The organism is Tropicimonas sediminicola (genome assembly GCF_900188335.1).
Lineage (GTDB): Bacteria > Pseudomonadota > Alphaproteobacteria > Rhodobacterales > Rhodobacteraceae > Tropicimonas > Tropicimonas sediminicola.
The window spans coordinates 214765-241005 of sequence record NZ_FZOY01000006.1 but is presented as its reverse complement, the minus strand read 5'-3'; the positions used below and the strand labels follow the sequence as shown (position 1 = coordinate 241005).

21 protein-coding genes are annotated in these 26241 nt (G+C 69.2%); 20 read left to right on the top strand and 1 reads right to left on the bottom strand.

Annotated elements, in window-relative coordinates; translation table 11 throughout:
- Nucleotides 1-95: 95 nt before the first annotated feature.
- The 8 genes from CHB86_RS16375 (at nucleotide 96) to CHB86_RS16340 (ending at nucleotide 10504) form a co-directional block, all read left to right on the top strand.
- Nucleotides 96-323, top strand: coding sequence for a HypC/HybG/HupF family hydrogenase formation chaperone (locus CHB86_RS16375; RefSeq protein ID WP_089234148.1), 228 nt, complete (start codon nucleotides 96-98; stop codon nucleotides 321-323).
- Entirely contained in the window at nucleotides 316-699 is a 384-nt protein-coding gene (gene hypA, locus CHB86_RS16370; protein ID WP_089234147.1) for a hydrogenase maturation nickel metallochaperone HypA, read from the top strand. The genes CHB86_RS16375 and hypA overlap by 8 nt, the downstream gene beginning before the upstream one ends.
- Entirely contained in the window at nucleotides 692-1432 is a 741-nt protein-coding gene (hypB, locus tag CHB86_RS16365; protein ID WP_089234146.1) for a hydrogenase nickel incorporation protein HypB, read from the top strand. Before hypA ends, hypB begins: the two co-directional genes overlap by 8 nt.
- Before the next feature lie 2 nt (nucleotides 1433-1434).
- Nucleotides 1435-2544, top strand: coding sequence for a hydrogenase formation protein HypD (gene hypD, locus CHB86_RS16360; RefSeq protein ID WP_089234145.1), 1110 nt, complete (start codon nucleotides 1435-1437; stop codon nucleotides 2542-2544).
- Nucleotides 2541-4853, top strand: a complete 2313-nt coding sequence (gene hypF / locus CHB86_RS16355) for a carbamoyltransferase HypF (RefSeq protein ID WP_217898327.1) — start codon at nucleotides 2541-2543, stop codon at nucleotides 4851-4853. The genes hypD and hypF overlap by 4 nt, the downstream gene beginning before the upstream one ends.
- Nucleotides 4850-5866, top strand: coding sequence for a hydrogenase expression/formation protein HypE (gene hypE / locus CHB86_RS16350; protein WP_217898326.1), 1017 nt, complete (start codon nucleotides 4850-4852; stop codon nucleotides 5864-5866). Before hypF ends, hypE begins: the two co-directional genes overlap by 4 nt.
- Nucleotides 5867-6067: 201 nt before the next feature.
- Nucleotides 6068-10060 carry an AMP-binding protein gene (locus CHB86_RS16345; protein WP_089234144.1) on the top strand — a complete coding sequence of 1331 codons (3993 nt, stop codon included), beginning with the start codon at nucleotides 6068-6070 and terminating at the stop codon, nucleotides 10058-10060.
- Between the two features lie 168 nt (nucleotides 10061-10228).
- A complete protein-coding gene (locus CHB86_RS16340) occupies nucleotides 10229-10504 on the top strand; it encodes a hypothetical protein (RefSeq protein ID WP_089234143.1) in 276 nt (91 codons plus the stop codon).
- Between the two features lie 177 nt (nucleotides 10505-10681).
- Here the strand turns inward: CHB86_RS16340 and CHB86_RS16335 are convergent, their stop codons facing one another.
- Complete coding sequence (locus tag CHB86_RS16335) at nucleotides 10682-11341, bottom strand: L,D-transpeptidase (RefSeq protein WP_089234142.1); 660 nt, start codon at nucleotides 11339-11341, stop codon at nucleotides 10682-10684.
- 380 nt (nucleotides 11342-11721) lie between these two features.
- Between CHB86_RS16335 and CHB86_RS16330 the strand changes: the two genes are divergently transcribed.
- From CHB86_RS16330 to CHB86_RS16275, 12 genes are all read left to right on the top strand, one after another.
- A complete protein-coding gene (locus CHB86_RS16330) occupies nucleotides 11722-14223 on the top strand; it encodes a heavy metal translocating P-type ATPase (protein WP_089234141.1) in 2502 nt (833 codons plus the stop codon).
- Between the two features lie 9 nt (nucleotides 14224-14232).
- Nucleotides 14233-14646: a Cu(I)-responsive transcriptional regulator gene (gene cueR / locus CHB86_RS16325; RefSeq protein ID WP_089234140.1), complete on the top strand. Its 414-nt coding sequence runs from the start codon at nucleotides 14233-14235 to the stop codon at nucleotides 14644-14646.
- Nucleotides 14643-15290: a DUF3047 domain-containing protein gene (locus tag CHB86_RS16320; protein WP_245838023.1), complete on the top strand. Its 648-nt coding sequence runs from the start codon at nucleotides 14643-14645 to the stop codon at nucleotides 15288-15290. The genes cueR and CHB86_RS16320 overlap by 4 nt, the downstream gene beginning before the upstream one ends.
- 277 nt (nucleotides 15291-15567) lie before the next feature.
- A complete protein-coding gene (locus CHB86_RS16315) occupies nucleotides 15568-17865 on the top strand; it encodes a hypothetical protein (protein ID WP_141134916.1) in 2298 nt (765 codons plus the stop codon).
- A 93-nt stretch (nucleotides 17866-17958) separates the two neighbouring features.
- Nucleotides 17959-18291: a 2'-5' RNA ligase family protein gene (locus CHB86_RS16310; protein ID WP_141134915.1), complete on the top strand. Its 333-nt coding sequence runs from the start codon at nucleotides 17959-17961 to the stop codon at nucleotides 18289-18291.
- 4 nt (nucleotides 18292-18295) lie between these two features.
- The gene (locus CHB86_RS16305) at nucleotides 18296-19372 is read left to right on the top strand and encodes a glycosyltransferase (RefSeq protein ID WP_141134914.1); all 1077 of its coding nucleotides are present in this window, start codon (nucleotides 18296-18298) and stop codon (nucleotides 19370-19372) included.
- Nucleotides 19369-21429, top strand: coding sequence for a glycosyltransferase (locus tag CHB86_RS16300; protein ID WP_089234136.1), 2061 nt, complete (start codon nucleotides 19369-19371; stop codon nucleotides 21427-21429). Before CHB86_RS16305 ends, CHB86_RS16300 begins: the two co-directional genes overlap by 4 nt.
- Nucleotides 21429-21860: a hypothetical protein gene (locus tag CHB86_RS16295; protein WP_089234135.1), complete on the top strand. Its 432-nt coding sequence runs from the start codon at nucleotides 21429-21431 to the stop codon at nucleotides 21858-21860. Before CHB86_RS16300 ends, CHB86_RS16295 begins: the two co-directional genes overlap by 1 nt.
- Nucleotides 21861-21930: 70 nt before the next feature.
- The gene (locus CHB86_RS16290) at nucleotides 21931-23388 is read left to right on the top strand and encodes an amidase (protein WP_245838021.1); all 1458 of its coding nucleotides are present in this window, start codon (nucleotides 21931-21933) and stop codon (nucleotides 23386-23388) included.
- A gap of 62 nt (nucleotides 23389-23450) precedes the next feature.
- Complete coding sequence (locus CHB86_RS16285; RefSeq protein ID WP_089234134.1) at nucleotides 23451-24518, top strand: ABC transporter ATP-binding protein; 1068 nt, start codon at nucleotides 23451-23453, stop codon at nucleotides 24516-24518.
- A gap of 4 nt (nucleotides 24519-24522) precedes the next feature.
- Nucleotides 24523-25431: an ABC transporter permease gene (locus CHB86_RS16280; protein ID WP_089234133.1), complete on the top strand. Its 909-nt coding sequence runs from the start codon at nucleotides 24523-24525 to the stop codon at nucleotides 25429-25431.
- Nucleotides 25424-26227 (top strand): ABC transporter permease, encoded by an 804-nt coding sequence (locus CHB86_RS16275; RefSeq protein ID WP_089234132.1) that lies wholly within the window; start codon nucleotides 25424-25426, stop codon nucleotides 26225-26227. Before CHB86_RS16280 ends, CHB86_RS16275 begins: the two co-directional genes overlap by 8 nt.
- Nucleotides 26228-26241: the final 14 nt, after the last annotated feature.

Sequence of the window (26241 nt, the reverse complement as noted above, 5' to 3'; positions counted from 1 at the left end):
TCCCGCGCCCCAAGCGAGACAATTGGTCCGCATGGATCGGTGGGGGTTGTGCATTACATTTTGGGTGTGTGCGGGCGAGAGGGGGGAGACGCCTCATGTGCCTTGCCGTTCCGATGCGGATCACGGCGATCGACGGCTACACCGCGACCTGCGAGGCCGGCGGCGTCCTGCGGGACGCGAACCTTTTCATGATGCAGGGCGAAGATCTTGCCGTGGGCGACATCGTCCTGATCCACGTCGGATACGCGATCAAGAAGGTCTCCGAGGAGGAGGCGCGGCTGAGTTGGGAAACCTTCGGCACGCTCCTTCATCCCGATGCATGAGGTCGCGATCTGCCGGGCTCTGGTCGAGCAGCTCGAGGCCGTCGCCCGCGACAATGGCGCGGCCCGCGTCACCGGCCTCACGCTGAGGATCGGGCCCCTGTCGGGCGTGGTGCCGGAGCTTCTGGCCAGCGCCTTTCCCGTCGCCGCGGCCGGAAGCCTTGCCGAAGGAGCGCGGCTGAGCATCGACACGGCGCCGTTGCGGATCTGGTGTCCGGATTGCAAGCTGGAGTGCGAGGCGGAGATCAATCGACTTGCCTGCGTCCGCTGTGGCACCTGGCGGACGGAGCTGCGGTCGGGGGATGAACTGCTGTTGAGCTCCGTGGTGGTGGAGGATGATCCGCCGGCACGGGAACCTAGGGAGGAGGCTCATGTGTGACACCTGCGGCTGCGCGCGCTCCGATCATGCAGGCACGGTGACGGAGGGGCGGCGGATCACCGAGGGGCTCGGCGGGCTGCTTCAGGCCAATGACCAACAGGCCGCGCGGAACCGCGCGCATCTCGACCGGCACGGCGTTTTCGCGGTCAACCTGATGTCCTCTCCCGGTGCGGGCAAGACGGCGCTGCTGGAGGCAACGGCGGGGGCGTTGGGCGGCAACCTCCGGATCGGCGTGATCGTGGGGGATCTGGAGACGGAGAACGACGCCGACCGTCTGCGCGCCTGCGGCCTGCCGGCGGTTCAGATCTGCACCGGCACCGCCTGCCATCTGGATGCCCGGATGGTGCACGAGGCGCTGCACGGCCTGGAGCTCGACCGGCTGGACCTGCTCTTCATCGAGAACGTCGGCAACCTTGTCTGCCCTGCCAGCTTCGATCTCGGGCAGCATTGCAACGTGGCGCTGCTATCGACGCCGGAGGGCGACGACAAGCCTGCGAAATACCCGGTGCTGTTCCGCGCTGCCGACCTCGTGCTGCTGACCAAGCGCGACCTCGCCCCCTACATGCCGGAATTCGACGCCGGCCGTGCAGAGGGGCATGTTCGCCAGCTCGGAAATGCCGCGCCCGTCCTCGAGGTCTCGGCGCGCTCCGGCGAGGGCATGGCGCCCTGGGCCGACTGGCTCCTGCGGGGCGTGGCGGAGCGCCGCTCGCCGGCCACAGTGCCGGAGGGCTGAGGATGCGGCGCAGCGCGGCAGACTGGCTGGACCGCATCCGGGCGCTGAACCTGCCCGGGAAGGTCCGCATCATGAATGTCTGCGGCGGCCACGAGAGGTCGATCACCCGCGCCGGTCTGCGACATGCGCTGCCGCCGGAGATCGAGCTGATCCCGGGGCCCGGCTGCCCGGTCTGCGTCTGCCCGGAGGAGGATGTCCACCTCGCGATCCAGCTTGCGATGCGGGAGGACCTGACGCTCGCCACCTTCGGGGACATGCTCCGGGTGCCGGTCAATGTCCGGAAATCCGAGGTCCGTTCGTTGGAGCAGGCCAGGGCCGCCGGCGCCGACGTGGTGCCCGTGGCGAGCCCGCAGGAGGCCGTGGAACTCGCCCGGGCTGCCCCTGGCAGGCGTGTTGTTTTCTTCGCCGCCGGGTTCGAGACGACGACCGCGCCGGTCGCGGCGATGATGGCGCAGGGCGTGCCGGAGAACCTCGCCCTGCTGCTCTCCGGTCGTCGCACTTTTCCCGCGGTCGGGATGCTGCTGAGTTCCGGCGAGGTCGGCTTCGACGCGCTGATCGCGCCGGGCCATGTCTGCACCGTGATGGGACCGGAGGAATGGGAGGTCGTGGCGACGAGCTACAGGGTGCCGGCGGCCATCGCGGGGTTCGACAGCGAGAGCCTGCTGGTGGCGATCCATTCGGTTCTGCGGCAGACGCTTGAAGGGCGGCCTCGGCTCGACAATTGCTATCCCGCGCTGGTGCAGCCGGGCGGCAACCCCGTGGCCCGCCGGCTGCTGTCGGAGGTCATGGTGGTCACGGACGCTGCGTGGCGCGGCATAGGCACGATTGCGGCCTCGGGGTATGCGCTGCGCCCCGCCTTCGCGGTCCATGACGCCCGCAAGGTGCTGCCCGACCATGCCGAGGCGGGCCGGCGCCGGATCGGAGAGATGCCCGCGGGCTGCGACTGCGCGGCGGTCGTGCTGGGACGGATCTATCCGGACCAGTGCCGCATCTTCGGCGCGGCTTGCACGCCACGCACCCCGGTCGGCCCCTGCATGGTCTCGGACGAGGGCGCCTGCCGGATCTGGTGGTCGGGCGGTGGCCGCAGCCGCTCCGGGCAGGCCGCGGAATGAAGCAGGACCGGGCCACGCCGCACCCGATGCCGCGCAGAGGCGTGCACAAGGCGAGGTACATCGTGCTTACCGGCCATGTGCAGGGCGTCGGATTTCGGCCGCATGTCTATCGCGTGGCGCTCCGGCTCGGGCTGTCCGGGTGGGTCAGGAACCGGATGGGCGAAGTGGTGATCCATGTCGAAGGGCCGGAGGGCGGCGTGGAGGCGTTCCTGCGCAAGGTGGTGTCTGATGCCCCGCCACTCTCGGCACCACAGGTCGCTGAGGTGACGGAGACCTCCCCGCAGGAGTTCGCGGGTTTCACGATCCTCGACAGCGATGCGGGTTCGGAAGCTGCGATCTTCGTGCCGGCGGACACCTGCGTCTGCGACGACTGCCTGCGCGAAATGCGCGACCCGCAGGACCGGCGCTATCGCTATCCGTTCATCAACTGCACCCAGTGCGGGCCGCGCTACACGCTGATCTCGGCGATGCCCTACGACCGGGCGAATACCACCATGTCGGGCTTTCCGCTCTGCGCCGCCTGTCGGGCGGAATACGAGGACCCGGCGGACCGCCGGTTTCATGCCGAACCCATCGCCTGCCCGGAGTGCGGACCGTCGCTGCGCTTCGCCAGGCGGGAGCGGGAGGATGTCACGGGGGCCGAGGCCGCGCTTGCCGCAACCGTCGCGGCGCTTTCCGAGGGAGAGATCGTCGCCGTACGCGGCATCGGCGGCTACCACCTCATGTGCGATGCGGCGAACGAGGCGGCTGTTACGCGGCTGCGGCGGCGCAAGGGTCGCCCGGACAAACCGTTTGCGGTGATGGTGCCGCTGGAGGGGGCGGGCGGTCTGGACGGGGTGCGCGCACTGGCTGACCTGTCGGACAAGGCCGCACATTCACTGCTGACGCCACAGCGGCCCATCGTGCTCGTGCCTCGGCGGCCCGATGCGGCGCTGGCACCCTCGGTGGCGCCGGATTGCGGTGAGCTCGGTCTCTTTCTGCCCTACAGCCCGTTGCACCTGCTGCTGCTCGAGGCACTCGGCCGACCGCTGGTCGCGACCTCGGCCAACCTGAGCGGCGAGCCGGTGCTGATCGCACCCGAGGAGGTCGAGGACCGGCTCGCCAACGTCACAGACGCCATGCTGCACCACGACCGGCCGATTGCACGCCCTGCCGACGATCCGGTCTGTCGCGAGATCGCGGGGCGGTTGGTGCCGCTCCGGCTCGGGCGCGGGACGGCGCCACTCGAGCTGGCCCTGCCGAAGGCCCTGCCGGAGACCGTGCTCGCCCTTGGCGCGCAGATGAAGGCAACCGTCGCGCTTGGCTTTGGCGGCCGCGCCGTGGTGTCGCCGCATATCGGCGAGATGGAGGCCGTGCGCAGCCTTGCCGTGCTGCAGGAGGTCTCGGAGAGCCTTCAGGCTCTCTATGGCCAGCGGGCTGCGGTGCTGCTCTGCGATGCCCACCCGGGCTACACCAGCCACCGATGGGCACGGGGACAGGGCCTGCCGGTGGTGCCGATCCTGCATCATCATGCCCACGCCTCGGCGCTCGCGGCCGAGCACGCTGACGCGATAGGCGACTGGCTCACCTTTGCCTGGGACGGTGTCGGGCTCGGGGCGGACGGAACGCTCTGGGGCGGGGAGGTGCTCTGGGGCGCGCCGGGGCGCTGGTTGCGGGTGGCGCGGTTCCGCCCTTTCCGGCTTGCCGGCGGCGACCGCGCCGGGCGCGAGCCCTGGCGCAGCGCGGCGGCGCTCTGCTGGGCAACCGGCCGGGACCTGCCGCATGCGCCAGACGGGGCGGACCTCGCGCGGCAGGCCTGGGCGCGGGGCCTCAACACCTTCGAGACCACGGCTGTCGGTCGCCTGTTCGACGCTGCCGCCTGCCTGGTGACCGGCATGACCCATTGCAGTTTCGAGGCGCAGGGGCCGATGCGGCTGGAAACGCTCGCCTCTGGTCAGGCAGGGCAGGCCGTCCGTTTGCCGGTCTCCTCCGGAGCGGACGGGCCGCTGGAGGTCGACTGGCCCCCTCTGCTCGACGTCCTCACTGACAAGCGCCGCTCGCAGGCCCGCCGCGCGGCGGATTTCCATGCCACGATGGCGCAGGTCGTTCCCGACCTGGTCCGGACGCTGGCAGAGACGCTGCCGTTCGCGCAGATCGGCCTGACCGGCGGGGTGTTCCAGAATGCGCGTCTCGTGCGGGAGATCGAAACAAGGTTGGACGGCATGGCCCGCTTGCTTCGCCTGCATCGGCGCGTGCCATGCAGCGACGCGGGTATCTCGCTCGGCCAGGTGGTGGAATACGCGGCGCAAGCCAGAGGAGACCGGGGATGAGCCTGACCGATAGCCGTATCTCGCTCGCCCACGGCAACGGCGGCCGCTTCATGCGCGAGTTGATCGACGAGGTCTTCGCCCGGCATCTCGCCAACGATGCGCTCGACACCACGGTCGACGCCGCGCGCCTCGCGCTGCCCGGCGACAGGATCCTCTTCTCGACCGACGGCTTCACCGTGCAGCCGCTGGAGTTTCCCGGAGGCACCATCGGCTCGCTCGCCGTCCATGGCACGACCAACGATCTTGCCGTGGCCGGGGGCGATCCGCTGTTCCTCAGCCTGAATGCCTTCATCGAGGAAGGCTTCGAGGCCGCTCTGCTGGAGCGCATCGTCGTCGATCTCGCCCGTTCGGCGGCGGAGCTGGGGGTTCGGGTTGCGGCCGGCGATACCAAGGTGCTTCCACGGGGGCAGGGGGGCGGGCTTTACCTCGCCACCACGGGGATCGGGGTGATGCGGCATCCCGGAGCGCTGGGCCTGAACGAAATCCGCGAGGGCGACGCGCTTCTGGTGAGCGGACCGGTCGGCGATCACGCGGTGGCCGTCCTTCTGGCGCGGGAACAGTTCGGCCTGCGCGGCGAGATCCGCTCGGATGCCGGGAGCGTGCTGCCGCTGACCCGGGCGTTGCGCGATGTGCCGGGGCTGCGCTTCATGCGCGACCCGACGCGCGGCGGCCTTGTCTCGGCGGCGCATGAGATCGCGCGTGCGACCGGGCTGGAGGTCATCCTCGACGAGCCCACTGTCCCGGTGCGGCCACCGGTCCGGGCAGTCTGCGACATTCTCGGATACGACCCGTATTATCTCGCCTGCGAGGGCCGGGTGGTCGCCGTGATGGCGCCGGAGGCGGCGGATCACGCCCTGTCCGCATGGAAAGCCGCGCCCGGCGGCGCAGACGCCGCCGTGATCGGGCGCCTGCAGGCGCCGCGAAACGGCGGGGCGGTTGCACTGAGGACCGAGTTGGGCGGGCTGCGCTTGCTCGAGGAGCTCGAGGACGACCCGCTGCCGCGCATCTGTTAGCCCGCGCCCATCCGTCACTGCCCGGGATGCAATCGCGCAACGCTGGCCTGGAACCATCGGGTGCCCGTGACAGAGGTTTTGCGCGTCGCGCTTTCTGACTTAAGGTCAACCTGTAACGATGTCCGGTTGGTGTGGGACGGCGTCGAGCGAGGACCGGTCGCAGTGCTGGAGACGCTTGGAACAGGACAGGGCGCGCAAGAGATGCGCGAAGTCGCCGGTGACAACCAGGCGCGCTACGTGCTGTCCGAACTCGCCGGTATCGGTTCCTACATGATCGCCATGGGGCACCGGGTCGCCGGCCCGCTGGACGAGGCCGCGTTCCGCGCGGCCGCGCAGGCGCTTGTGCAGCGTCACGCGGCGCTGCGGACCCGGTTCGAGCTGTCGGGCGGGGTGGTGCACGCTGTGGTCTCCCCGGACGCGCCGTTCCGCTACCACGCCTGCCGGATGGAGGATCAGAGCTTTGCCGGTTTCCGCGACTGGGCGCTGCCGCTGGTTTTCGATGACGTCGATCCGAGGCAGCCCGGCGCACTGGTCCGGGTCCTCGTGGCCGACCTGGGCGATGCCTGGCGCTTCACCATCGCGGCCCACCACGCGATCACCGACGGCTTTTCCCGCGGAGTGATGACCCGGGAGCTGCTCAAGCTTTACGCGGGCGAGGACCTGCCGCCGGTGGGCTCGTATTACGATTACACCGATGTTGAAACCGCGGAGCCTGACGCCGCCCGCGCCGTCGAGGCGCTGGTCCAGGCGCTGCCCGCGCCGGTCCGGCTGATCGGGGATGGCGTGGAGAGCGGCACGGAGGTCTCGGCGGGCCATGTCGTGGAGCGCGACTTCGACGACCTTTCCGCCCCCCTGCGCCAGACGGCCAAGGCGCTCGGGGCCACGCGGTTCGGCCTGCTCTCCGCCGTCTACGCGCTCGGGCTGCATGGGTTTTCCGGCGAAACAGCCGTTTCCAGTTTCTTCCAGACCGAGGGGCGCAAGTCGCTGGGCGCGCCGAACTCGGTCGTCGGGCCGTTTTCGCACACGCTGCCGCTCGACCTGCAGGTGGATCTGGACCGCGACTTCGCCGCCTTTGCCCGCGCGCTCAGCGACAGGACCCGCGCCGCGGTGGCGTTGGAGAATGCACCGGTTCTCGATGCGGTGCTGGCGGCGGGCAAGGCACCGGACGTCTCGATCAACATGTTCCCGCCCGCGCCCCGGATCGTCGCCGGCGCGCTGGAGATCGGGCCGCGGGAATTTCTCGACCGGCGCACCGAGTTCGACCTGAACCTCGTCTGGTCAGAGGACCGGCGGGTGCTGACCGCGCGGGCGTTCCATGACCGGGCGCAGCTTTCCGAGGGGCGCACGCGGCAATTCCTCGATCTTCAGGCCCGTCTGCTCGCCGCAGCCCTTCGCGATCCGGAGCGGACCTGCCGCAGCATCCTCGCGGAGGCACGGAGCGGACACGAGAGCATCCTGCCGCGCGAAACACTCGCGCCGGAACCGGCCCGCCGGATCCATGCGGATTTTTTCGATCATGCGGGGCGGACACCGGACGCGCTGGCCATCCTCACGAGCCACGAACGGATCAGCTATCGCGCACTGGCGGACCGGGCGCGCGCCGTGTCGGCCGGGCTGGAGGCCGCAGGGGCCGGGCCGCAGGATCGGGTTGCCATCCTCGGCAGCCGCGACCCGGCCCTGGTGGCGGCGATGCTCGGCGTCTCCGCCCACGGTGCCTCCTTCGCGGTGGTCGACGCGAGCTATCCCGAGGCGCGCATCCGGCACATGCTCGACCGGCTCGGGGCGCGGTTCGTGATCGAGGCGGGCGCGCGTCTGCCGGAAGGGCTCGCTGGCCTGACATGCGTCGAGCCGCGCGGTGGCGGAACGGTCCGAGGCGGGGCGCCGCGCGCCGCCGCTTGCCATCTATTCACCTCGGGTACGACGGGTGCGCCCAAGCTGATCACCCATCCCGACGCCACGCTGCAACGCTTTCTCGCCTGGCAGGCCGGGATGCTGGCCTTGCCGGAGCCGCCGGTGACGATGATGCTGGCGGGCGTCGCGCACGACCCGACGCTGCGCGACGTGTTCCTGCCGCTGTCGAACGGCGGCGCCGTGGCGATCCCGACGCCGTGCGAGATGGCCGACCCGTCTGAGCTGCGAGCGTTGCTTGGGCGGGCCGGGTGCAGCGTTCTGCGCCTCGGGCCTGCCTCGGCGCGTCTGCTCACGACGGGCTTGGACGGGTCCGGAGGCTTCGAGACGCTCCGGGCGGTCTTCTGGGGCGGCGAGCGGTTGCCGCGGCGCGTGGTGGCGCAGTGGCAGGAGCAGTTCCCCCACGTCCGGCAGTTCAACATCTTCGGCACGACCGAGACACCGCAGGCCTTCCTGTTCCACGAGATCCAGCCCGGCGAAGCCCGTCAGCGCGACATCCCGATCGGCCGGGCGCTGCCCTTTGCCGGTGCGCGGCTGGTGGCCGGAGACGGCACGCCGGTGTCCGCCGGCGAGGTCGGGGAACTGGTGGCGGAACTGGCGGATCCGGTCGGCGGGGCACGCGACCCGTTTGCCGATGACCCGGGTGCGCCCGCGCGACGTCATTTCACCGGCGATCTCGCCTTTCAGACACCGGAGGGCGAGATCTGCTTTGCCGGTCGGCGGGATGGCCAGGTCAAGATCAACGGGTTCCGGGTCGAACTGGGCGAGATCGAGGCCGCGGCCGAGGCGCTGGCCGGCGTCCAGCAGGCGAGCGCGGTGCTGCGGGGGGACAGGTTGCGGCTGTTCCTGCTGAGCGAGCAGGGAGGCATCACGGAGCCCGCCGTCAGGTCGGCGCTCGCCCGGGTTCTGCCCGCCTACATGCTCCCGGCAACGATCCTGATCCTTCCGAGGTTCCCGGCGACGCCGAACGGCAAGGTCGACAAGGATGCCCTTGTCGACATGGCCCGGGACGCGGAGGCGACCATCGGCGGGGCGGGCGAGGCGCCGCGCGGTGCGCTGGAGCAGCAGATCGCCGCGCTCTTCGCACGCCATTCCGGCCGCGGGCAGGTGCACCGCGATCAGGCGCTTGCCGATCTGGGCGCCGACAGCCTCGCGACCATCGAGGCGCGGCTGGAACTCGACGGGATGGGCCTGACGCTGCCGCAGGACTGGGCCTGGCGGAGCGTTGCGGAGCTGGCGGCAGGGGGGCGACAAGCCATTCCGGCCAAGGCAACGCCCATGCGCCTCCTGCGCATGACGGGGATCGACAGCTTCATTCTCGTGCGCAGCCTCGCCATCGTGACGGTCGTGGCGTTTCACACCGGGCTGAAACTCTCGCTCGGCGCCTCCATCGTGCTCTTCGTCTTTGCCGGTTTCTCCTTTGGCCGCCTGCAACTGCCCGCGGTGCTGCGGGCGGACCACGCCGGGCGGGTCTGGGCGCTGCTCCTGCGGCTCATCGTGCCGCTGGTGCCGTTCTCGCTGCTCTATTTCGCCAAGAATGCCTTTGTCGAACGTGAGGCGCATCCGTCGATGCTGCTGCCCTATCGGAACATGGCGGAGTTTCTGGACGTGGCCGTGCTGGGTCGCGCGCCGCCCGCGATCCAGATGGAATGGCTGTGGTTCCTCCATGCCTACCTGCAGATGTTCCTCGCGATCGCCTTGCTGCTAACTTTGCCGGCCGTGCGCAGGGCCCTGTCGCAGGACATCTGGCGCGGGTTGGCAGCGTTCTTCCTGACGGCCGAGGCGGTGAACCTTGCCGTGTTCCTCGGCGTCGCACTGCGCATGGGCGGTGTTGCAGAGGCGGCGGAGCTGGTCGAACGGCTGCCGACCACGATCCTGCCGTTCCTGGCGATCGGCGCGATGGTGGCGACGGCCGCGACACGGAAGCGTCAGGCGGTCAGCCTCGGCATAGCCATTGCGCATGCGCTGCTCTGTCTTGTCCTGCTCGAGAGCCACACCGAGCCCGTCTGGCTGTTCGCGCTCGCGCTCTGCCTCGCGTTTCCCAGCGTCGCGCTGCCACGGTTGCTCGCGAGCCTGGTGGTGCTGCTCGCAGCGCATTCCCTGATGATCTACCTCACGCACCCGGCCGCGAATTTCCTGTTCGGCGCGGTCGCGGGCGAGGGGGCATATCCTGTCGCCAACATCCTGTTCCAGCTCGGCTTCGGGGTGGCCTTCGGGATGGTGTTCCGCCCGATCCTTCGAGCAATCGGTGTCAACCGTGTCGCCGAGGCGCGGATCACGTTGTGACTGCATCCCGTGCACATCTGGTGGGGCCGGGGAGGAAACCTGTGCCCCTGCCGCACTAGCCGCGTGCGCAATTCCCCTTTGCGGCCGCAGGGGCCTTGCCCGCGCTTGACAGATCGACAACCTAGGCGAACCGAAGCCCGCATAACTTGACAGCGCAGGAATTTGAGAATGACGACAGCGAAACCCTGGCTCGCGGCCCTTGCGGCGCTTTCCCTCACGGCCTGCACCACGACGACCTCCGGAATCGGGGTCGACGGCGAGCCGAATTTCATCGAGGAACTGCCCGAAGCCGTGGTCGCCATGGCCGCACCGCACCAGGATCTGAACTCCGTGGTGATCATGCCGGAGGACGATTGCTACTGGTATCGCTGGGTCGGACCGGTGGAGACGACCTACCTGCCGCTCCGCACGGTCGAGGGGCGGATGATCTGCGCCCGGGCCTGAGGGCGCCGGCAATCAGACACGGGATCGAGCAACGGCGCGGCGAGGAACCCTCGCGGCGCCGTTTCCTGTTGCGGGAACATGTTGGCTCCGGGAGGCGTCCCGCCTCTGGACAGAACCCATGAAAAAGGGGCGGTCCCTGCCGCCCCTTCGAACCCGTGCCGGTACGATCCGTCAGCTCTACGCGCTGATCGATTCCTCGCCCGGGTAGAGCACCACGGTCGAGCCCACGTCGACGAAGTCGTAGAGCTGGTTGATATGCGCCATGACCATCCGGACGCAGCCGGACGAGGCCCGGGTGCCGATCGAGCGCGGGAACGGCGTGCCGTGGATGCGCAGGTAGGTGTCGCGCGAGCCGACATAGAGATAGAGCGCGCGCGAACCGAGGGCATTGCTCGGGCCGGGCGGCTGGCCGCCGGCATACTGGGCGTAGATCTCGGGTTCGCGCTTGATCATGTTGGCCGTCGGCGTCCAGGTGGGCCACTTGGCCTTGCGCCGGATCGTGTAGGTGCCGGGCTCATACAGACCGCCGCGGCCGATGGCGACGCCGTAGCGCATCGCCGAGCCATCGGGCTGGATGTGGTAGAGGTAGCGCGCGACCGCATCGACGTGGATGTCGCCGGGGGTCAGGCTGCGGTTCGTCTCGACCCGCCGCGGCAGGAAGCGGGAATGCAGACCCCAGGGGTTGGTCGTGGCGGGGTCGAATCCGGGCGGTGTGACCTGCGCGTCCCAGGAAGCCCAGTCCCCCGGGGCGGCCTCGGCGGCGCCTGGCAGCGAAGCCGCAATCGGCGCCGAAAACAGCGCAGCGGATGTAACAATGAAGTGGCGTCTAGTCAGCATCCGAGGGATTTCCTTTCAGAGGCGCGTCTTGAATTCACGAAGAGGAATGCTGCCTGCCTTTGTCCGTTCTGACAACCGCAAGCGACGGCATTTCCGCTCAAAGCTCTGTGTGGTGTCGCCGGGGCGACATGCCATGGCCGGTTTTCCGTGCAACTTGAGCCGCTTCGCGCGGGGAGAACGCCCGGCAGTGCAGCGAATCTCTCCATTGTACCGGGATACCGCCTGCCTGCGAATCAGGAACCTCCCGCACGGCGTTCACCCCTGCGTCGTTGCGCCTTCCTTGAAAACCGGTGCCTGGGTTGACCTTCCAGTTGGTGGAACCCTTATGTGCAGGACCTGACCAATGATCCGTCCGCGAGACGGAGTCCGAGGAGACGGAAATGACCGAACTGACTGTTGCCGTGGAGGGAATGTCCTGCGCCTCCTGCGTGGGGCGGGTCGAGCGCGCACTCGGCGCGGTGCCCGGCGTCGCGGCGGCGAATGTGAACCTCGCCAGCGAAACCGCGCGGGTCGGCTTCGAGGCGCCTGCCACTGCCGATTCCATCCGGCAGGCGCTGGACGCCGCCGGATACCCCGCGCGGGTCGCCGAGGTGACCCTGCGGGTCGAGGAGATGTCCTGCGCCTCCTGTGTCGGCCGCGTGGAACGTGCGCTGGCCAAGGTGCCCGGTGTGCTCGAAGCCTCGGTCAACCTCGCCGGGGAAACGGCGCGGGTGCGGTATCTCGAAGGGCAGGTGACCCCCGAGCTGCTCGCCCGCACGGCCACAGAGGCGGGCTATCCCGCCACGATCCCGCAAGGGGCCGGCGATGCACCGGATGCCGGCGCCCGCAAGGAGGCCGAGGCGGAGGAACTCAAGCGGCTCACGCTGATCGCCGGCGCGCTGGCGCTGCCGGTCTTTCTGCTGGAGATGGGCGGACACGTCCTGCCCGGGTTTCACGCCTTCATCGCCAATACCATCGGCCATCAGGCGAGCTGGGTGATCCAGTTCGTGCTCACCAGCCTCGTGCTTTTCGGGCCGGGGCGGCGGTTCTACCTCAAGGGCTATCCGGCGCTGCTGCACGGGGCGCCTGACATGAACAGCCTCGTCGCCATCGGCACCTCCGCTGCCTACGGCTACTCGGTCATCGCCACCTTCCTGCCGTCGCTGCTCCCGGCGGAGACGCGCGCGGTCTATTTCGAAGCGGCCGCGGTGATCGTCGTGCTGATCCTGCTCGGGCGCTGGCTGGAGGCGCGTGCCAAGGGGCGCACCGGTCAGGCGATCCGCAAGCTCGTCGGGCTGCAGGCGAAATCCGCGCTTGTCGAGCGTGCCGGTGAAACCCGGGAGGTGGCGATCGACCAGATCGTGCTCGGCGACGTGATCCGGGTGCGGCCGGGCGAGCGGATCGCGGTGGATGGCGAGGTCATCTCGGGCAGCAGCTATGTGGATGAGAGCATGTTGACCGGCGAGCCGATCCCGGTGGGCAAGGGCGCGGGCGATGCCGTGGTCGGCGGCACGGTAAACGGTACGGGTGCGCTTGCCTTCCGTGCGACCGCCGTTGGTGCCGACACGATGCTGGCCCAGATCATCCGCATGGTCGAGGAGGCGCAGGGCGCCAAGCTGCCGATCCAGGGGCTGGTGGACCGCATCACCATGTGGTTCGTGCCCGCCGTGATGACGCTGGCGGCGCTGACCGTGCTGGTCTGGCTGGTCTTCGGCCCGGACCCGGCGCTGACCTATGCACTTGTGGCCGGCGTCGCCGTCCTGATCATTGCCTGCCCCTGTGCCATGGGGCTCGCCACGCCGACCTCGATCATGGTCGGCACCGGACGCGCGGCCGAAATGGGCGTTCTGTTCCGCAAGGGGGATGCGCTGCAGCGGCTGCAGGAGGTCGAGGTCGTGGCCTTCGACAAGACCGGCACGATCACCGAGGGGCGGCCCGAGCTGACCGACATGGAGCTTGCCGACGGGCAGAGCCGTGACGCGGTTCTGCGCCTTGTCGCCGCGGTCGAGGCGCAGTCCGAGCACCCGGTGGCGCAGGCGATCCTGCGTGCTGCGGGGGACCGCGCCGCGCTGCCCGCGGTGGCCGATTTCGCCTCGATCACCGGTTTCGGCGTGCGCGGCACGGTCGAGGGGCGCGCGGTGCTGGTCGGCGCGCAGCGGCTGATGGAGCGCGAGGGCATCGCGCCAGGAGAACTCGTCGACCGCGGCAAGGCGCTCGCAGCCGCGGGCCGGACGCCGCTTTTTGCCGCCATCGACGGCAAGGTCGCCGCGGTGATCGCCGTGTCCGACCCGGTCAAACCCACGTCGCGGGCGGCCATCGAGGCGCTGCATGGTCTGGGCCTCGAGGTCGCGATGATCACCGGCGATGCTCAGGCGACGGCTGATGCCATCGCGTCGGAGCTCGGGATCGACCATGTCACCGCCGAGGTACTGCCGGATGGCAAGGTCGCGGCGCTCGAGGCGCTGCGCGCGGGTGGGCGGAAGCTCGCCTTCGTCGGTGACGGGATCAACGACGCACCGGCGCTGGCCCATGCCGATATCGGCATCGCAATCGGCACCGGCACCGACGTCGCCATCGAGAGCGCCGACGTGGTTCTGATGACCGGGGACCTGCGCGGCGTGGTCAACGCCTTCGACATCTCGGCCCGCACCATGCGCAATATCCGCCAGAACCTCGGCTGGGCCTTCGGCTACAACACGGCGCTGATCCCGGTCGCTGCGGGCGTGCTCTACCCGGCCTTCGGCATCCTGCTGTCGCCGGTGCTGGCCGCCGGCGCGATGGCGCTCAGCTCGGTGTTCGTGCTTACCAACGCGCTGCGCCTCAGGCTGGTGCAGCCGGTGCTGGATGAAAAGACCGCGGGGCAGGGCGCGGCGCGCCCGTTGAACCCCGCGCCCGCCGAATAGGAGGACGCCATGAACATCGGCGATGTCGCCCGGCTGTCGGGCCTGCCTGCCAAGACCATCCGCTACTACGAGGAGATCGGCCTCGTGTCGCCCATGCGCAGCACCAACGGCTACCGCACGTTCCGGGAGAGCGATCTGCACAAGCTGACCTTCCTCAGCCGTGCCCGCTCGCTCGGCTTCACGATCGACGATTGCCGCGCGCTGCTCGAGCTCTACGTGAACACGTCTCGGGCCAGTGCGGACGTGAAGAAGATCGCGAGCGAGCACCTGGTCCGGATCGACGCCAAGATCGAGGAGCTGATCGCGATGAAAAAGACGCTGTCCCATCTCGTCCACGAATGCGCGGGCGACAATCGCCCCGATTGCCCGATCCTCGACGATCTCGCCGCGCCGTCTAAGCCGGCCGTTCCGGCTTCCCGATGATGCGTGGGGGGCTGGCCGCCGCCGCGCTGCTCGCGGTCCTCGCCTCCGCCGCATTGGCCGGCGCGATCCGGTTCGACGACGGCTGGCGCGAGCAGAGGTTCCCGCTCAAGCGGCCCAACGACTGGACGCTCGCGCCGGATCGGCTGTCGCTGGCCTCCGAGGGCGGCGTCTCGCTCCTGTACCTGCCGCTCGCGCCGGCGGAGGCGGGGGCGCGGCAGGCAAGCTGGGAGTGGAGTGTCGGCCAATCGGTTCCGCCGACCGACCTGACCCGCAAGGGCGGCGACGACCGCAACCTTGCGCTCTATTTCCTGTTCCTGCCGGAGGCGGCGGCCGACAGGTTGCGTGGGGCTGGGCTGTCCCGGGTGCTGCGGGACCGCGATGCGCGGGCGCTGGTCTATGTCCACGGTGGTGCCCATCCCCTCGGCGCTCCGCTCGCCAGCCCCTATCTCGGGCCTCGCGGCGTGACGATCCCGCTGCAGGCCGCGCGCCCCGGCGCGGCGGCCCAGTCCGTGGACCTCGCGGGAGATTTCCGCCGTGCCTTCGGCGGCGAGCCCGGGGTGCTTTTCGGTCTCGCGGTCTCCGCCGACAGTGACGATACCGACGCCAGCATCCGCGCTGAACTGCGGCGCCTGATCCTGCGCTGAAGCGGGGGCGGCGACCTGCATCGCACGGCGTTTTCACATTCTGCGCGCCGATTGGGCAGCGGATCGGCGGGATCGCGCCGAGACCGGGATTGACTGAGCGGAAAGCTGCATTCGGCACTCCATCGCAAAGCGTGAGCAATCCCGCAGTTGGCTTCGCATTGTTTCGCGCGGCGGGATTGACTAAACTGCAACAGTGTAATCGACCTCGTCACCATGTTGCTGCCGGTGGCGCGAGCGGGTCGATGTCTTGTTTGATGCTTGCTTTGGGGAGCAGCGGATGGTTGAGACGAGTGGCGTCAGAGCGCTGCCGTCAGATGATGGGTTCGGGGGCGAAAACCGGTCGGAAGACCCGTTGGCCTCTCCCTTCGATCGATGGGAACGCTCCTTCCAGGAAACCGGCCGGACGCGCGACAAGGCGCGCCCATCTGGCGATGCGTCGGATGGCGAAGCGACGTCCCGGCGTGCGCCTTCCGGAAAGTCCCCGGTGTCGAAGCAAGCCGCGCCCGGAGACAAGGCGACCGGCAAGGAGCTCGAATTCGGGTTGCGCGAGAAGGAGTTGGCCAGGCGTCGGCGCCAGCGCGAACTCGCGGAAACCGCCAAGATCCTCAACAACACCTCCGATCCGCGCAAAGCCAAGGACGCGGTCGGCGGCGCGTCGGTGTCCTGGTTGGCGGGCGCCAAGGCGGAAGCGCACGGCGGAGAGAGGAAACCGCGCGCGGCGTCGGATGGATCGGTGTCGTTCCTCGAGGACTCCTTGCCCGATCCGGAGGATCTGCTCCGCAGCCTGCAGGAAACCGAATGGCGTATGCGCCATTCCGGCGACCACGGCCCGGGAGAGCCGGATTTCGGCGACTCGCATGATCCCGGCCCGCTGATCGCGGCGGGGGAACTGCGCCTCGAGGCCGCTCCGCTGCCGTTCGAGGTCGAACGCGCGGAGGTGGCCGAGCGGCGGTTGGTGTCGCGGCGCATGGCGGGGATTTCGGCGCTGGTCCTGGTTCCCGTTCTGGCCGTCGCCGGGTATCTCGCGTTGCCGGATCGCGCGGGAGACGGTATCAGCGCTTCGCCAGAGGTCGCTGAAATCGCTGCGCCTTCTTCAGGTGCGGGGACCGACGTGGCAGTGGTCTCGACCGAGGCGCCCGCTGTGGTGGCACTCGCGCCGGAGCGGCCGACGGTCGACGCGCCGGAAGTCCCGGCGCCGATTATCGGGGCAGACACCCCCGCGGCCGCGACCGAGAGCCCCGTGACCGAGGAAACCGTCATCGCTGCGCTGCCGGCCGCCGAGTCGCCGGCTACCGAGATCCTGATGGCCGAGCCGCAACCGCAGGTGCCGACAGCGGTCGAGACACCGCAGCAGGTCGCCGGCGCCGAGGTGACACGCCCGAAAACAGCCGCTGTGGCGGATGCGGCATCCGAGCCTTCCGCGGGCGCCCCGGCCAGCGTCGACAGCCAGCGATTGGCCGGTGTGACACCGGCTGCTGTCGCGGAGAGCGCACCGGCGGGCGAGGTTGCCATGCCGACCGGGGAACAGGTCGCGTCGGTGACCACCGCCCCGTCTGGCACGGTAGGAATGTCGCCCGACGTCGTCGGCCCGGTTGCGGGCGGGGCGGTTTCGCCCGCGCCGTCGGTGGTCACGATGGCCTCCGTGGACGCGGGGTCGCCAGTCGTCGCCGCGAGAGTTCTGACGCCTGCATCCAGCACGCCGGTTCCGCAGCCGCCGCAAGCGCGCGAGGCAGCGTTGCGAGGCGGCGAAGTCACCCTGCGGCCCGTTTCGGATCCGCTGCAGCCCGCGCTCGCAGCGTCTGTCGCGGCGGCGCCGAGCGGTTCCGATCTCCTCACACCGGCGCGCGCGGTGATGGCTCCGGCCACCGATGCGGTCGCCGTAACGGTGGAGCGCGCGCGGGTTCTGCGCGCCTCCGCCGAGGCGTCGAGCGCGATCCTGCCACAGTTGCGTGTCTCGCTGAACCAACCGCTGCGATCGCCGCAGCCGACCTCGATCGTGGGCGTCGTCCCCAATGGCACCGTCGTCACAGCCTCGCTTGACGGCGGGGTTCCCGTGCGGCCGATGCCCCGCCGGGCGATTGCCGCGGAACCCTCCGTGCTCGCGGGCAGGCCCGATGTCGCGACCCTGACGGGCCAGGAAACCGTGCTCGCCCCCGGCGCGCAGATCAGCCTCTTCGCCCCGGGAAGCCTCGGTGAGGCCGACGTTGCCGCCGTGATGGAGCGCCTTGCGGGCTCCGGTTTCGCGCCCTCGGAGCCGTCCCGCGTCGGGTTCTCGATCTCGCAGTCGAACATCCGCTACTACCACGCCGAGGATGCCGAAGTTGCGGCCGCGGTGGCCGAAGCCTCGGGCGCGCTTCTTCGCGACTTCACCGGCAAGGCGAGCGTACCGCCCGGAACCATCGAGCTCTGGCTTGCCGGGGACGGTGGCGGTGCTGTCGCCACGGCGCGACCGGCCACCAAGAAGACCGTTGCGGCGGCTCCGAAGAAACAGCGCACGGGGCCCTCGGAGGCAGAGCGGACCGCCCGGCTGAGAAGCCAGGTGCTAAGTAAGCTCAGGAGTGCTACAAGCCAGTAGGCATAGATCGAGCTGTAAGAGTTGAGGGGGGAACACGGCACCGGCCGGAAGCCCCTCGTTTTGTGGGAAGCGATTGGGACCGACCGGAATATTATGCCAGAGAAGAAACTCGTTGCCGTTGTAACGGCCCTGATGATGTCGGCGGCAGCCTTTGGCGCCCGCGCGGACGTGACGTTCGAGCAATTGGAGACCATCGACCGCCTGCTGACACAAAACAATACCAGGGCCTTGTGGGCCTATCTTCAGGAATACCCCGAGCTTCTCGCCGGCGAGGACGAGTTGTCGCTGGAGCTGCGCAAGTTCTGCACCGACGTGACGCTTGGGCGGCTTCGCTGCCACTACGTTCCCGACGGGGACTCGGTGCAGGCTGCGCGGACTGCTGGTGGCGTGGCCGGCGTGCGCGCCTCCAGTTCGCAGCCTTACTGACTTCATGGGATCGCGACGGGTGTCCGGCGGCGCGACGCATCCGGCCTTTGCCTATGTGATCGAGCCGCGCTTCTCCGGCGGCACCTCGGCGGCGGTGGCGGCGGAATTGCGGGTGAGCGCAGGGCTCGGTCCGGTCGTGGTTCATGCCCGAAGTTCCGCGATGTTCGGCCCGGAGCGCCGCATTGCGCCCGTCCTGCGCGAGGCGATCGACGAGCTTCACCTGCCGCTGGTCTGGGATGCGCCGCAGATCAGCGCGGACGTGGTGGTTTTCCACAACCCGTCCTTCCTGAAGTTCCAGCGCTCCTTGGAGGCGTGCATCATCGCCCGCCAACTCGTTGTCGTGACGCATGAAAACTTCACCAGGCCCGGCGGCGCCGAGGCCTTCGACGTGGCGGCTTGCCTGGGTCAGATCGATCGTGCCACGCTGGCGCTCAGGAAATGCCTGGCGCCGATTTCGGTCTACAACCGTTCGACGGTGACGGGGTGGCTGGCTGCGCATCCGGACTGCGCGGGCTGGGAGGTTCTCGATGCGGATTGGTTCAACATCTGCGAGGCATGTCAGCCCGACGCGGTCGGTCCCCCCCGAGACCGTCGCGGGCGGCATTCGCGGCCGACCCGGGAGAAATTCCCGCCGCTCGCCGATCTCGACCTGTGCTTTTCGCCGCAGGCGGAGGCCAATGTCATTCTCGGCTCGGATTTCCTGCTGAATGCCGAGGTCGCGCGGCCCCATTGGACGATGCTGCCGTTTGGCGCGATGGACGTGGGGGCCTTTCTGGAGATGATCGATTTTCACGTCTACTTCACCTCGCCCGCCTGGCGGGAAAGCTTCGGCCGGGTGATTGCCGAGGCGCTGGCGGCCGGCAAGGTGGTTCTGACGGACCCCGAAACGGGGGCCACCTTCGGCGATGCGGTGGTGACCTGCCAGCCAGCCGAGGTCGATGCGGTGATCGCGGGTTTCCTCGCGCGTCCAGAGCAATACGGCGAACAGGTCGCACGGGCGGGGGCAGTGCTGGCCGGGTTGTCGGAGGCCGCGTTCCGTAGGCGGCTGGTCGGGCTCCTCGGTATGGAGGTGGCGGCATGATCGTCGTCGCGGCCGGAACCCGCAACGTCCGTTCCTATGACGCGCAGCTTGCCTTCGCGGCGCAACTGGCCGCGCGCGGCCACGCCGTCTGCATCGATGCCGCGTCGCTGCCGGAAAAGACCGGGCGCTCCCGCACCTACGAGGCGGCCTCCTACCTGGCCGACCGGGCGGAGATCGCTCCGGAAGCGGTGTTCATCCTCGGGGCGGAGGATCTCGGCGAGCGCCTGCTGGCCACGCTCTGGGACTACGGTCTGGGGCCGGACGTGCCGGTGGTGGCAACCGGCCGGTTCGCGGATCTGCAGGCCTATCTCGCCGCCAAGGCGAAGCTTGCCTATGCAATCGGGCGCGAGGCCGTGGTGATCGACCTCGCCGAGAGCCAGCCGCGTCCGATGATCGCCGAGGCGGTGAATCCGCTGGTGGCCGAACTGGCACCGGTGCCGCGCCCGGCGGTCGCGCAACCCGTCGTCACGATCCTGCTGGGGCAGGATACGCTGGAGGAGCCGGACGCGCTGAGCTGCCTGTCGAGCATGAACCAGCGGCGGGAGTTTCGCCTGCGCGTGATCGCGTCGGGCAAGCAGAAGGAGCAGATCAAGTCCACCGTCCATCGCGACCTCGAGGTGCTGCTGCTGACCGATCTGTCGCCGGTGGCCCATGCCTGCAAGACGGATATCTTCGCTGTCTTCGGTCACGGGGTGCCGGGCGAGCGGATGGCCTCGGTCTCGGTCAGCCTGATGGCGGCGGGCGGGGTGGTGGTCGACTGCACCGAGGACCGTGCGATCGTCGACACCGGCGCGCCGGCCTTGCGGGGGCCGGAATCGCTCGTGGCGCTCGACGGCTACCTGAGCGGGACAGTCGTTCCCACGCTGTCGCAGATCGCCGACCAGGTGACGCGGTCGCCCTGGCTTCGGTCGGTGGACATCGCTCGTCTCGAGCTGGCCGCGGGCCTCGCCCCGGCCGAGCCGCCGCTCGAGCCGCAGCCCCGGAGGACGATGTTCTTTCCGACGAACGGGGTTGGCCTCGGCCATGCGCAGCGCTGCGCGGTGATCGCCGAGGCGATGCCCGCGCGCTCCGCTACTTTCGCCGCCTTCCCAAGCTGCGTGCCGATGATCCTGCGGCGCGGGTTCGACTGCATGCCGCTGGTCTCGCGCAGCGACACCCACGACGAGCCGCACGCCAACGACGTCCTGACCTATCGCCGCCTGTCACAGGCGCTCCGGCGCCGCGACCAGCTTGTCTTCGACGGCGGCTTCGTGTTCGACTCCATCTTCCGCACGGTGTTGGAAAAGGACCTTCTGGCAGTGTGGATCCGTCGCGGCCTCTGGCCCGACGGGACCTCGGCGCGGATCGCGCTCGACCGGGAACACATCTTCGAGCGGATCATCGTCCCCTCCGAACCATTCGAAGAGCTGAACGATCACTACAGTTTCGGCGCCAAGGTTCACATGGTCGGGCCGATCGTGAAGCGCACCCAGCAGACGCCGGAGCAGCGCGAGGCGTTCAGGGAGGGCCTGCGGGAGCGCTTCGGGCGCCGCTTCGACAGGCTGGTCGTCAGCATGCTGGGCGGTGGCGTGGCCTCCGACAGGGCGGCGCAGCTCCAGATGATCTCCTCGGCCCTGTCGGACCGCGACGATTGCCTGCACCTGATCCTTGTCTGGCCCGGCAGCGTCGTCGCGCCGGCGCTGCATGGCTGGCCCAACACCCATGTCGTGCAGACACTGGAGGCCACGGCGCTCGGTATGGCCGCCGATTTCGTGCTGTCGGCGGCGGGGTACAATTCGGTGGGAGAGATCCTCTACCACCAGATCCCGGCGATCTTCATTCCGCAATCCGCGCCCTATCTCGACAACCAGACCCGTCGGGCGCAGGCGCTGGCGGAGCGCGGGCTTGGCGCCATGGTCGAAGAGACCGAGTTCCTGCGACTGGAGCGGTGCCTTCGGGATTTCCTCGACGGTACGGCTGTGGAGCAGGTCCGATCCGCCCTGGGACAGGCCGAACTGCCCTCGCCGGGAGCCGATGAGGCGGCCCGGTTGATTGCCGCACAGCTGGAGGGACGCTGATGTCGGACGACTGGACCCTCGTTCTGAGCCGCATTCTGCCGACACAGGTGAGCAACCTCGATGACCTGATCGACGGCGGGGCGGGGCCGGTGCCGCGCGGCATGCTGCTCGCCCCGGTTTCCGGGGCCGCGCCGTCTGCGGAGTTGTGGCACCGGGCGCTCGACGGCCCGTCCCACATCGGGATCCGGGTGACGCGCGCCCTGGATGCGCCGGACCGGGCCGCTGCGCGGCTCGCCGGCATGGCGATCGAGCGGTCCGTGGTGCCGGTGATCCTGAGCCGGGTCGATTTCTGCGGGCTGGAGCGTTTCGGGTTGCGGATCGAGCGGCTGCCCGAAGACCCGGAGGCGGCCGGGGCCGCCGAAGAGGAGCTGCGCAAGTTCTGGGACCTCGCGATCATCATCGACGGCGAGGAGATCGGGTTGCTCGGCTAGCCATTGCCCCTTGCGGCGGCGCGCGGGACTTGCTCTGTCGGAGCAGGCAACGGCTCGGGAGCGCTCCATCATGCTGGACTACGACGCACAGGACGCAACAGCGCTCGCCGCGCTTGTTGAACGCGGCGAGGTGAGCGCCGGGGAACTGCTCGATATCGCGCTGGAGCGGGTGCAGGCGCTCAACGGCGAGATCAACGCGGTGGTGATGCTGGCCGAGGAGGTCGCGCGTCGCAAGATCGCCGAAGGGCTGCCGGAGGGGCCGTTACGCGGGGTTCCGTTCCTTCTCAAGGACCTGGGCGCGGAGGCCGTCGATTATCCCTGCAACAACGGCTCGCGGCTCTTTGCGGGCACCCGGTACGGCCAGGATTCGGCGATCTACGCGCGGCTCGCGGCGATGGGGCTGGTCGTCTTCGGGCGGACCACGGCGCCCGAGGGCGGGATCGGGCCGGCGACCGAGGCCGCGGTCTATGGCGGGCCGACCCGCAACCCCTGGGACCTGTCGCGGACGCCGGGCGGCTCCTCGGGCGGGGCGGGGGCCGCGGTGGCGGCGGGGATCGTGCCCGCGGCGCATGGCTCGGACGGTGGCGGCTCGGTGCGCATCCCCGCGTCGAACTGCGGGCTCTTCGGGCTCAAGGCGACGCGGGCGCGGCTTCCGGACGGTCCCTACGTGGGCGAAGGCTGGGCCGGCATGGCGATCGATGGCTTCCTGACCCGCAGCGTGCGCGACAGCGCGGTCCTGCTGGACGGCACCCACGGCGCCGACCTCGGCGCACCCTACCGCGCGCCGCCGCTGCGGGGGACGTTCCGCGCGGCCATCGAACAGGCGCCGGGGCCGCTGCGCATTGCGCTCTGCGATACGACCTTCACCGGCGCACCGGTGCATCCCGAGTGTCGGCGCGCCGTGCTGGACGCCGCAGCGCTGCTCGAGGAGATGGGCCATCATGTTGTCCCGGCGCGCCCGGTGGCGGCCGACACCGCCGGGATGATGCGGGCCTGGACCGATATCGTCGCCTGTGGCGCCGCACTCTCTGTCCGCAAGGCGGTCGCGGCGCGCGGAAGGCCGCTGGCCGAGGGCGAGGTGGAGGGGGTGACCCGGGGCGCAATCGCTCACGCGGCGCAGGTCACCGGCGACCGGTATCTCGAATGCGTAAACATTGTGCATGCCTACGGGCGGTCGATGGAGGCGTTCATGCTGGATCACGACATCCTGCTCTCGCCGACGATGGCCGAGCCGCCCGCGCCGATCGGCCGATTCGGCCATGGGACCGAGGATTACGTGGGCTACCGGACCGGTCCCGAGGGGGTCTTTGCCTATTCGCCTTTCACCGCCGCCTTCAACGCCAGCGGCCAGCCCGCGGCCACCGTGCCGCTGCACTGGACCGAGGCGGGACTGCCCGTGGGCGTGCATCTTGCGGCGCGTTTCGGGGAGGATGAGCGGCTGATGTCGCTCTGTGCAGAACTTGAGCGGGCCCGGCCCTGGTTCGGCCGGCGTCCACCTTTAATGCGCCCGGTAGAGGCCGGAAGTTAAACGAGACTTGCCAGCCGCCCGTCGCTTCGGTCATCGTCGTATCAAAAGCTCCGGAGGCACGAGTGGCACAAGACGACGCGATCGAGGCACGATCGTCCCGCAAGGTTTATGGCACGGGTCCGGAGGCGGTCGTCGCGCTCGACGACGTGTCGATCGCGATTCGAAAGGGCGAGTTCTTCACGCTGCTGGGGCCGTCGGGTTGCGGCAAGACCACGCTCCTGCGGATGATCGCCGGATTCGAAACCCCGACCGCCGGGCAGATCCTGCTCAACGGCCGTGACATCACCGATGCGCCGCCGAACCTGCGGCCGGTGAACACCGTGTTCCAGAGCTACGCGCTGTTTCCGCACCTGAGCGTGCGGCGCAACGTGGGGTTCGGGTTGCAGATGCTCGGCCGCCCGGCCTCGGAGATCGACCAGAAGGTCGAACGGGCGCTGGCGATGGTGCGGCTGGGAGAGATGGCCGATCGCAAGCCGACCCAGCTGTCCGGCGGTCAGCAACAGCGCGTGGCGTTGGCCCGGGCGCTGGCGCCGTCGCCGGAGGTGCTGCTGCTCGACGAGCCGCTATCGGCGCTCGACCTCAAGCTGCGCAAGGAAATGCAGAGCGAACTCAAGCGTTTGCAGCACGAACTTGGCATCACCTTCATCTTCGTCACCCACGACCAGGAAGAGGCGCTGACGATGTCCGACCGGATCGGCGTGATGAGCGCCGGCCGGCTCCTGCAGGTCGGCAGCCCGCGCGAGATCTACAACCATCCGGTCAACCGTTTCGTGGCCGATTTCATCGGCGAGACAAACTTCCTCCCGGCCGAGGTCTCCGGCGGCGTGGCGACCATCGCGGGGGGCATCGCCATCCCGGTCGACGCCGGCTCGCCGGAAGGGGCGCATACCATCGCGATCCGGCCCGAACATGTCCGGATCCTGCCGCAGGATGCCGGGGCGGCGATGCGGGGCACGATCGCCGAGACCACCTATTTCGGCACCGACAGCCATGTGCGCCTGCGCCTCGACGGCGGCGCAGACCTGGTGGCGCGGTACCAGAGCGATACCGCGGGCGGCGAGGCGCCCCCGACCGGGGCCGAGGTCGGCGTGAGTTTCACGCCCGGCGCGGTCCAGGTGCTGGAGGATTGAGCCGATGAGTGCGCGCGAAGACGGCCAGGCACGACGCGATGCGCGAAACACCTGGCTCCTGTCGGCTCCGGCCCTGTTCATCCTGACCTTCGCCGCGGCCGGCCCGCTGCTGATCATGCTGGTCTATTCCTTCCTGACGCCGGGGGATTACGGCAACGTCGTCTGGAAGTTCTCGACCGACGCCTGGGTCGGCACGGTGCTGAGCAAGGACATCTTCGACGGCACCTACAGCCTTGCCGACGCCCACCTGACGATCTTCTGGCGGTCGGTGAAGCTCTCGCTGATCACCACCTTCTTCACCTTCATCGTGGGCTTTCCCACCGCCTGGATCATCGCCACCCGCAGCCCGCGGATGCGCACGGCACTGCTGTTCCTGATCACCATCCCATTCTGGACCAACCTCCTGATCCGCACCTTCGCGATCAACCAGATCATCCGTAACGAGGGCCTGCTCAACACGTTTCTGCTCTACCTGGGCGTGATCGACGAGCCGCTGCTGATCATCTACTCCGACTTCGCGGTCTTCCTCGGCATGACCTATGTCTACCTGCCGCTGATGGTGCTGCCGCTCTTCGCCGCCATCGACCGGTTCGACATGCGGCTGATCGAGGCCGCCTACGATCTCTATGCCTCGCGCTGGCAGGTGCTGCGGCGGGTAATCCTGCCGATCGTGCGGCCCGGGATCGTCGCGGGTTCGATCCTCGTCTTCATCCCCGCGCTCGGCGCCTACGTGACGCCGCGCATCCTCGGCGGGGGGCGCAACATGATGATCGGCAACTTCATCGAGCTGCAGTTCGGGCAGGGGCGCAACTGGCCGCTCGGCGCGGCGCTCTCGGTGCTGCTGCTGGTGATCGTCGCGGTGGCGCTCGTCTTCTACGTCCGGATCACCTCGCGGGAGAGTTCCAATGGCTAGGCGCGACTTTTCCGCTTCTCGCATCCCGGGCTTCGCCACGGTGGCCGTGCTGGTCTTTGCCGCGCTCTACCTGCCGATCATGATGCTGGTGATCTACTCCTTCAACTCCGGCGACAGCATCGCGATCTGGGAGGGCTTCTCCTTCAAGTGGTACCCGGTGGCCTGGAACAACGAACAGGTCCGCGAGGTGACCTTCCGCTCGCTGACCATCGCGACCGTGGCCTCGGTCATCGCCACGACCGTCGCCACCATGGCCGCGCTCGGAACCACGCGGCGGCGCGGGACCAAGGGGCAGACCTTCATCTACGTGATGATCAACCAGCCGCTGATGGTGCCCGAGATCGTGACCGCCGTGGCGCTGCTGATCTTCTTCGCCTCGATCAAGGTCGCCACCGGCTACCAGGGGCTCGGCTACCTGATCACCGCGCATGCGGCCTTCTGCATTCCCTTCGCCTACCTGCCGATCCGGGCGCGGCTGGAAGGGATGGACCGCACGCTCGAGATCGCCGCGGCCGATCTCTACGCCACGCCCTGGCAGGCGTTTCGCCATGTCACGCTGCCGTTGCTGATGCCCGGCATCGCGGCCGGGCTGATGCTGGCCTTCGTGACCTCGCTCGACGACGTGGTGATTACGCTGTTCGTGAAATCGGCCGGGCAGGATACGCTGCCTACCTACATGCTGGCCCAGATTCGCCGGTCCGTCTCGGCCGAGGTCAACGCGATCTCGACCCTTCTGCTGCTGCTGACGGTGATTCTGCTGACAGCCTTCTTCCTGCTGACCAGGAAGCGCGACTGACACAACAACAAACC

What these genes read in the sequence shown, in the direction of transcription:
- hypB (WP_089234146.1), top strand. Translation starts at nt 692, where the DNA reads ATGTGTGACACCTGCGGCTGCGCGCGCTCCGATCATGCAGGCACGGTG.
- CHB86_RS16275 (WP_089234132.1), top strand. Translation starts at nt 25,424, where the DNA reads ATGGCTAGGCGCGACTTTTCCGCTTCTCGCATCCCGGGCTTCGCCACG.
- CHB86_RS16340 (WP_089234143.1), top strand. Translation starts at nt 10,229, where the DNA reads ATGACGACAGCGAAACCCTGGCTCGCGGCCCTTGCGGCGCTTTCCCTC.
- CHB86_RS16335 (WP_089234142.1), bottom strand. Translation starts at nt 11,341, where the DNA reads ATGCTGACTAGACGCCACTTCATTGTTACATCCGCTGCGCTGTTTTCG.
- CHB86_RS16280 (WP_089234133.1), top strand. Translation starts at nt 24,523, where the DNA reads ATGAGTGCGCGCGAAGACGGCCAGGCACGACGCGATGCGCGAAACACC.
- CHB86_RS16320 (WP_245838023.1), top strand. Translation starts at nt 14,643, where the DNA reads ATGATGCGTGGGGGGCTGGCCGCCGCCGCGCTGCTCGCGGTCCTCGCC.
- CHB86_RS16375 (WP_089234148.1), top strand. Translation starts at nt 96, where the DNA reads ATGTGCCTTGCCGTTCCGATGCGGATCACGGCGATCGACGGCTACACC.
- cueR (WP_089234140.1), top strand. Translation starts at nt 14,233, where the DNA reads ATGAACATCGGCGATGTCGCCCGGCTGTCGGGCCTGCCTGCCAAGACC.
- CHB86_RS16295 (WP_089234135.1), top strand. Translation starts at nt 21,429, where the DNA reads ATGTCGGACGACTGGACCCTCGTTCTGAGCCGCATTCTGCCGACACAG.
- CHB86_RS16305 (WP_141134914.1), top strand. Translation starts at nt 18,296, where the DNA reads ATGGGATCGCGACGGGTGTCCGGCGGCGCGACGCATCCGGCCTTTGCC.
- CHB86_RS16330 (WP_089234141.1), top strand. Translation starts at nt 11,722, where the DNA reads ATGACCGAACTGACTGTTGCCGTGGAGGGAATGTCCTGCGCCTCCTGC.
- hypE (WP_217898326.1), top strand. Translation starts at nt 4,850, where the DNA reads ATGAGCCTGACCGATAGCCGTATCTCGCTCGCCCACGGCAACGGCGGC.
- hypF (WP_217898327.1), top strand. Translation starts at nt 2,541, where the DNA reads ATGAAGCAGGACCGGGCCACGCCGCACCCGATGCCGCGCAGAGGCGTG.
- hypA (WP_089234147.1), top strand. Translation starts at nt 316, where the DNA reads ATGCATGAGGTCGCGATCTGCCGGGCTCTGGTCGAGCAGCTCGAGGCC.
- CHB86_RS16315 (WP_141134916.1), top strand. Translation starts at nt 15,568, where the DNA reads ATGGTTGAGACGAGTGGCGTCAGAGCGCTGCCGTCAGATGATGGGTTC.
- CHB86_RS16290 (WP_245838021.1), top strand. Translation starts at nt 21,931, where the DNA reads ATGCTGGACTACGACGCACAGGACGCAACAGCGCTCGCCGCGCTTGTT.
- CHB86_RS16310 (WP_141134915.1), top strand. Translation starts at nt 17,959, where the DNA reads ATGCCAGAGAAGAAACTCGTTGCCGTTGTAACGGCCCTGATGATGTCG.
- hypD (WP_089234145.1), top strand. Translation starts at nt 1,435, where the DNA reads ATGCGGCGCAGCGCGGCAGACTGGCTGGACCGCATCCGGGCGCTGAAC.
- CHB86_RS16345 (WP_089234144.1), top strand. Translation starts at nt 6,068, where the DNA reads ATGCGCGAAGTCGCCGGTGACAACCAGGCGCGCTACGTGCTGTCCGAA.
- CHB86_RS16300 (WP_089234136.1), top strand. Translation starts at nt 19,369, where the DNA reads ATGATCGTCGTCGCGGCCGGAACCCGCAACGTCCGTTCCTATGACGCG.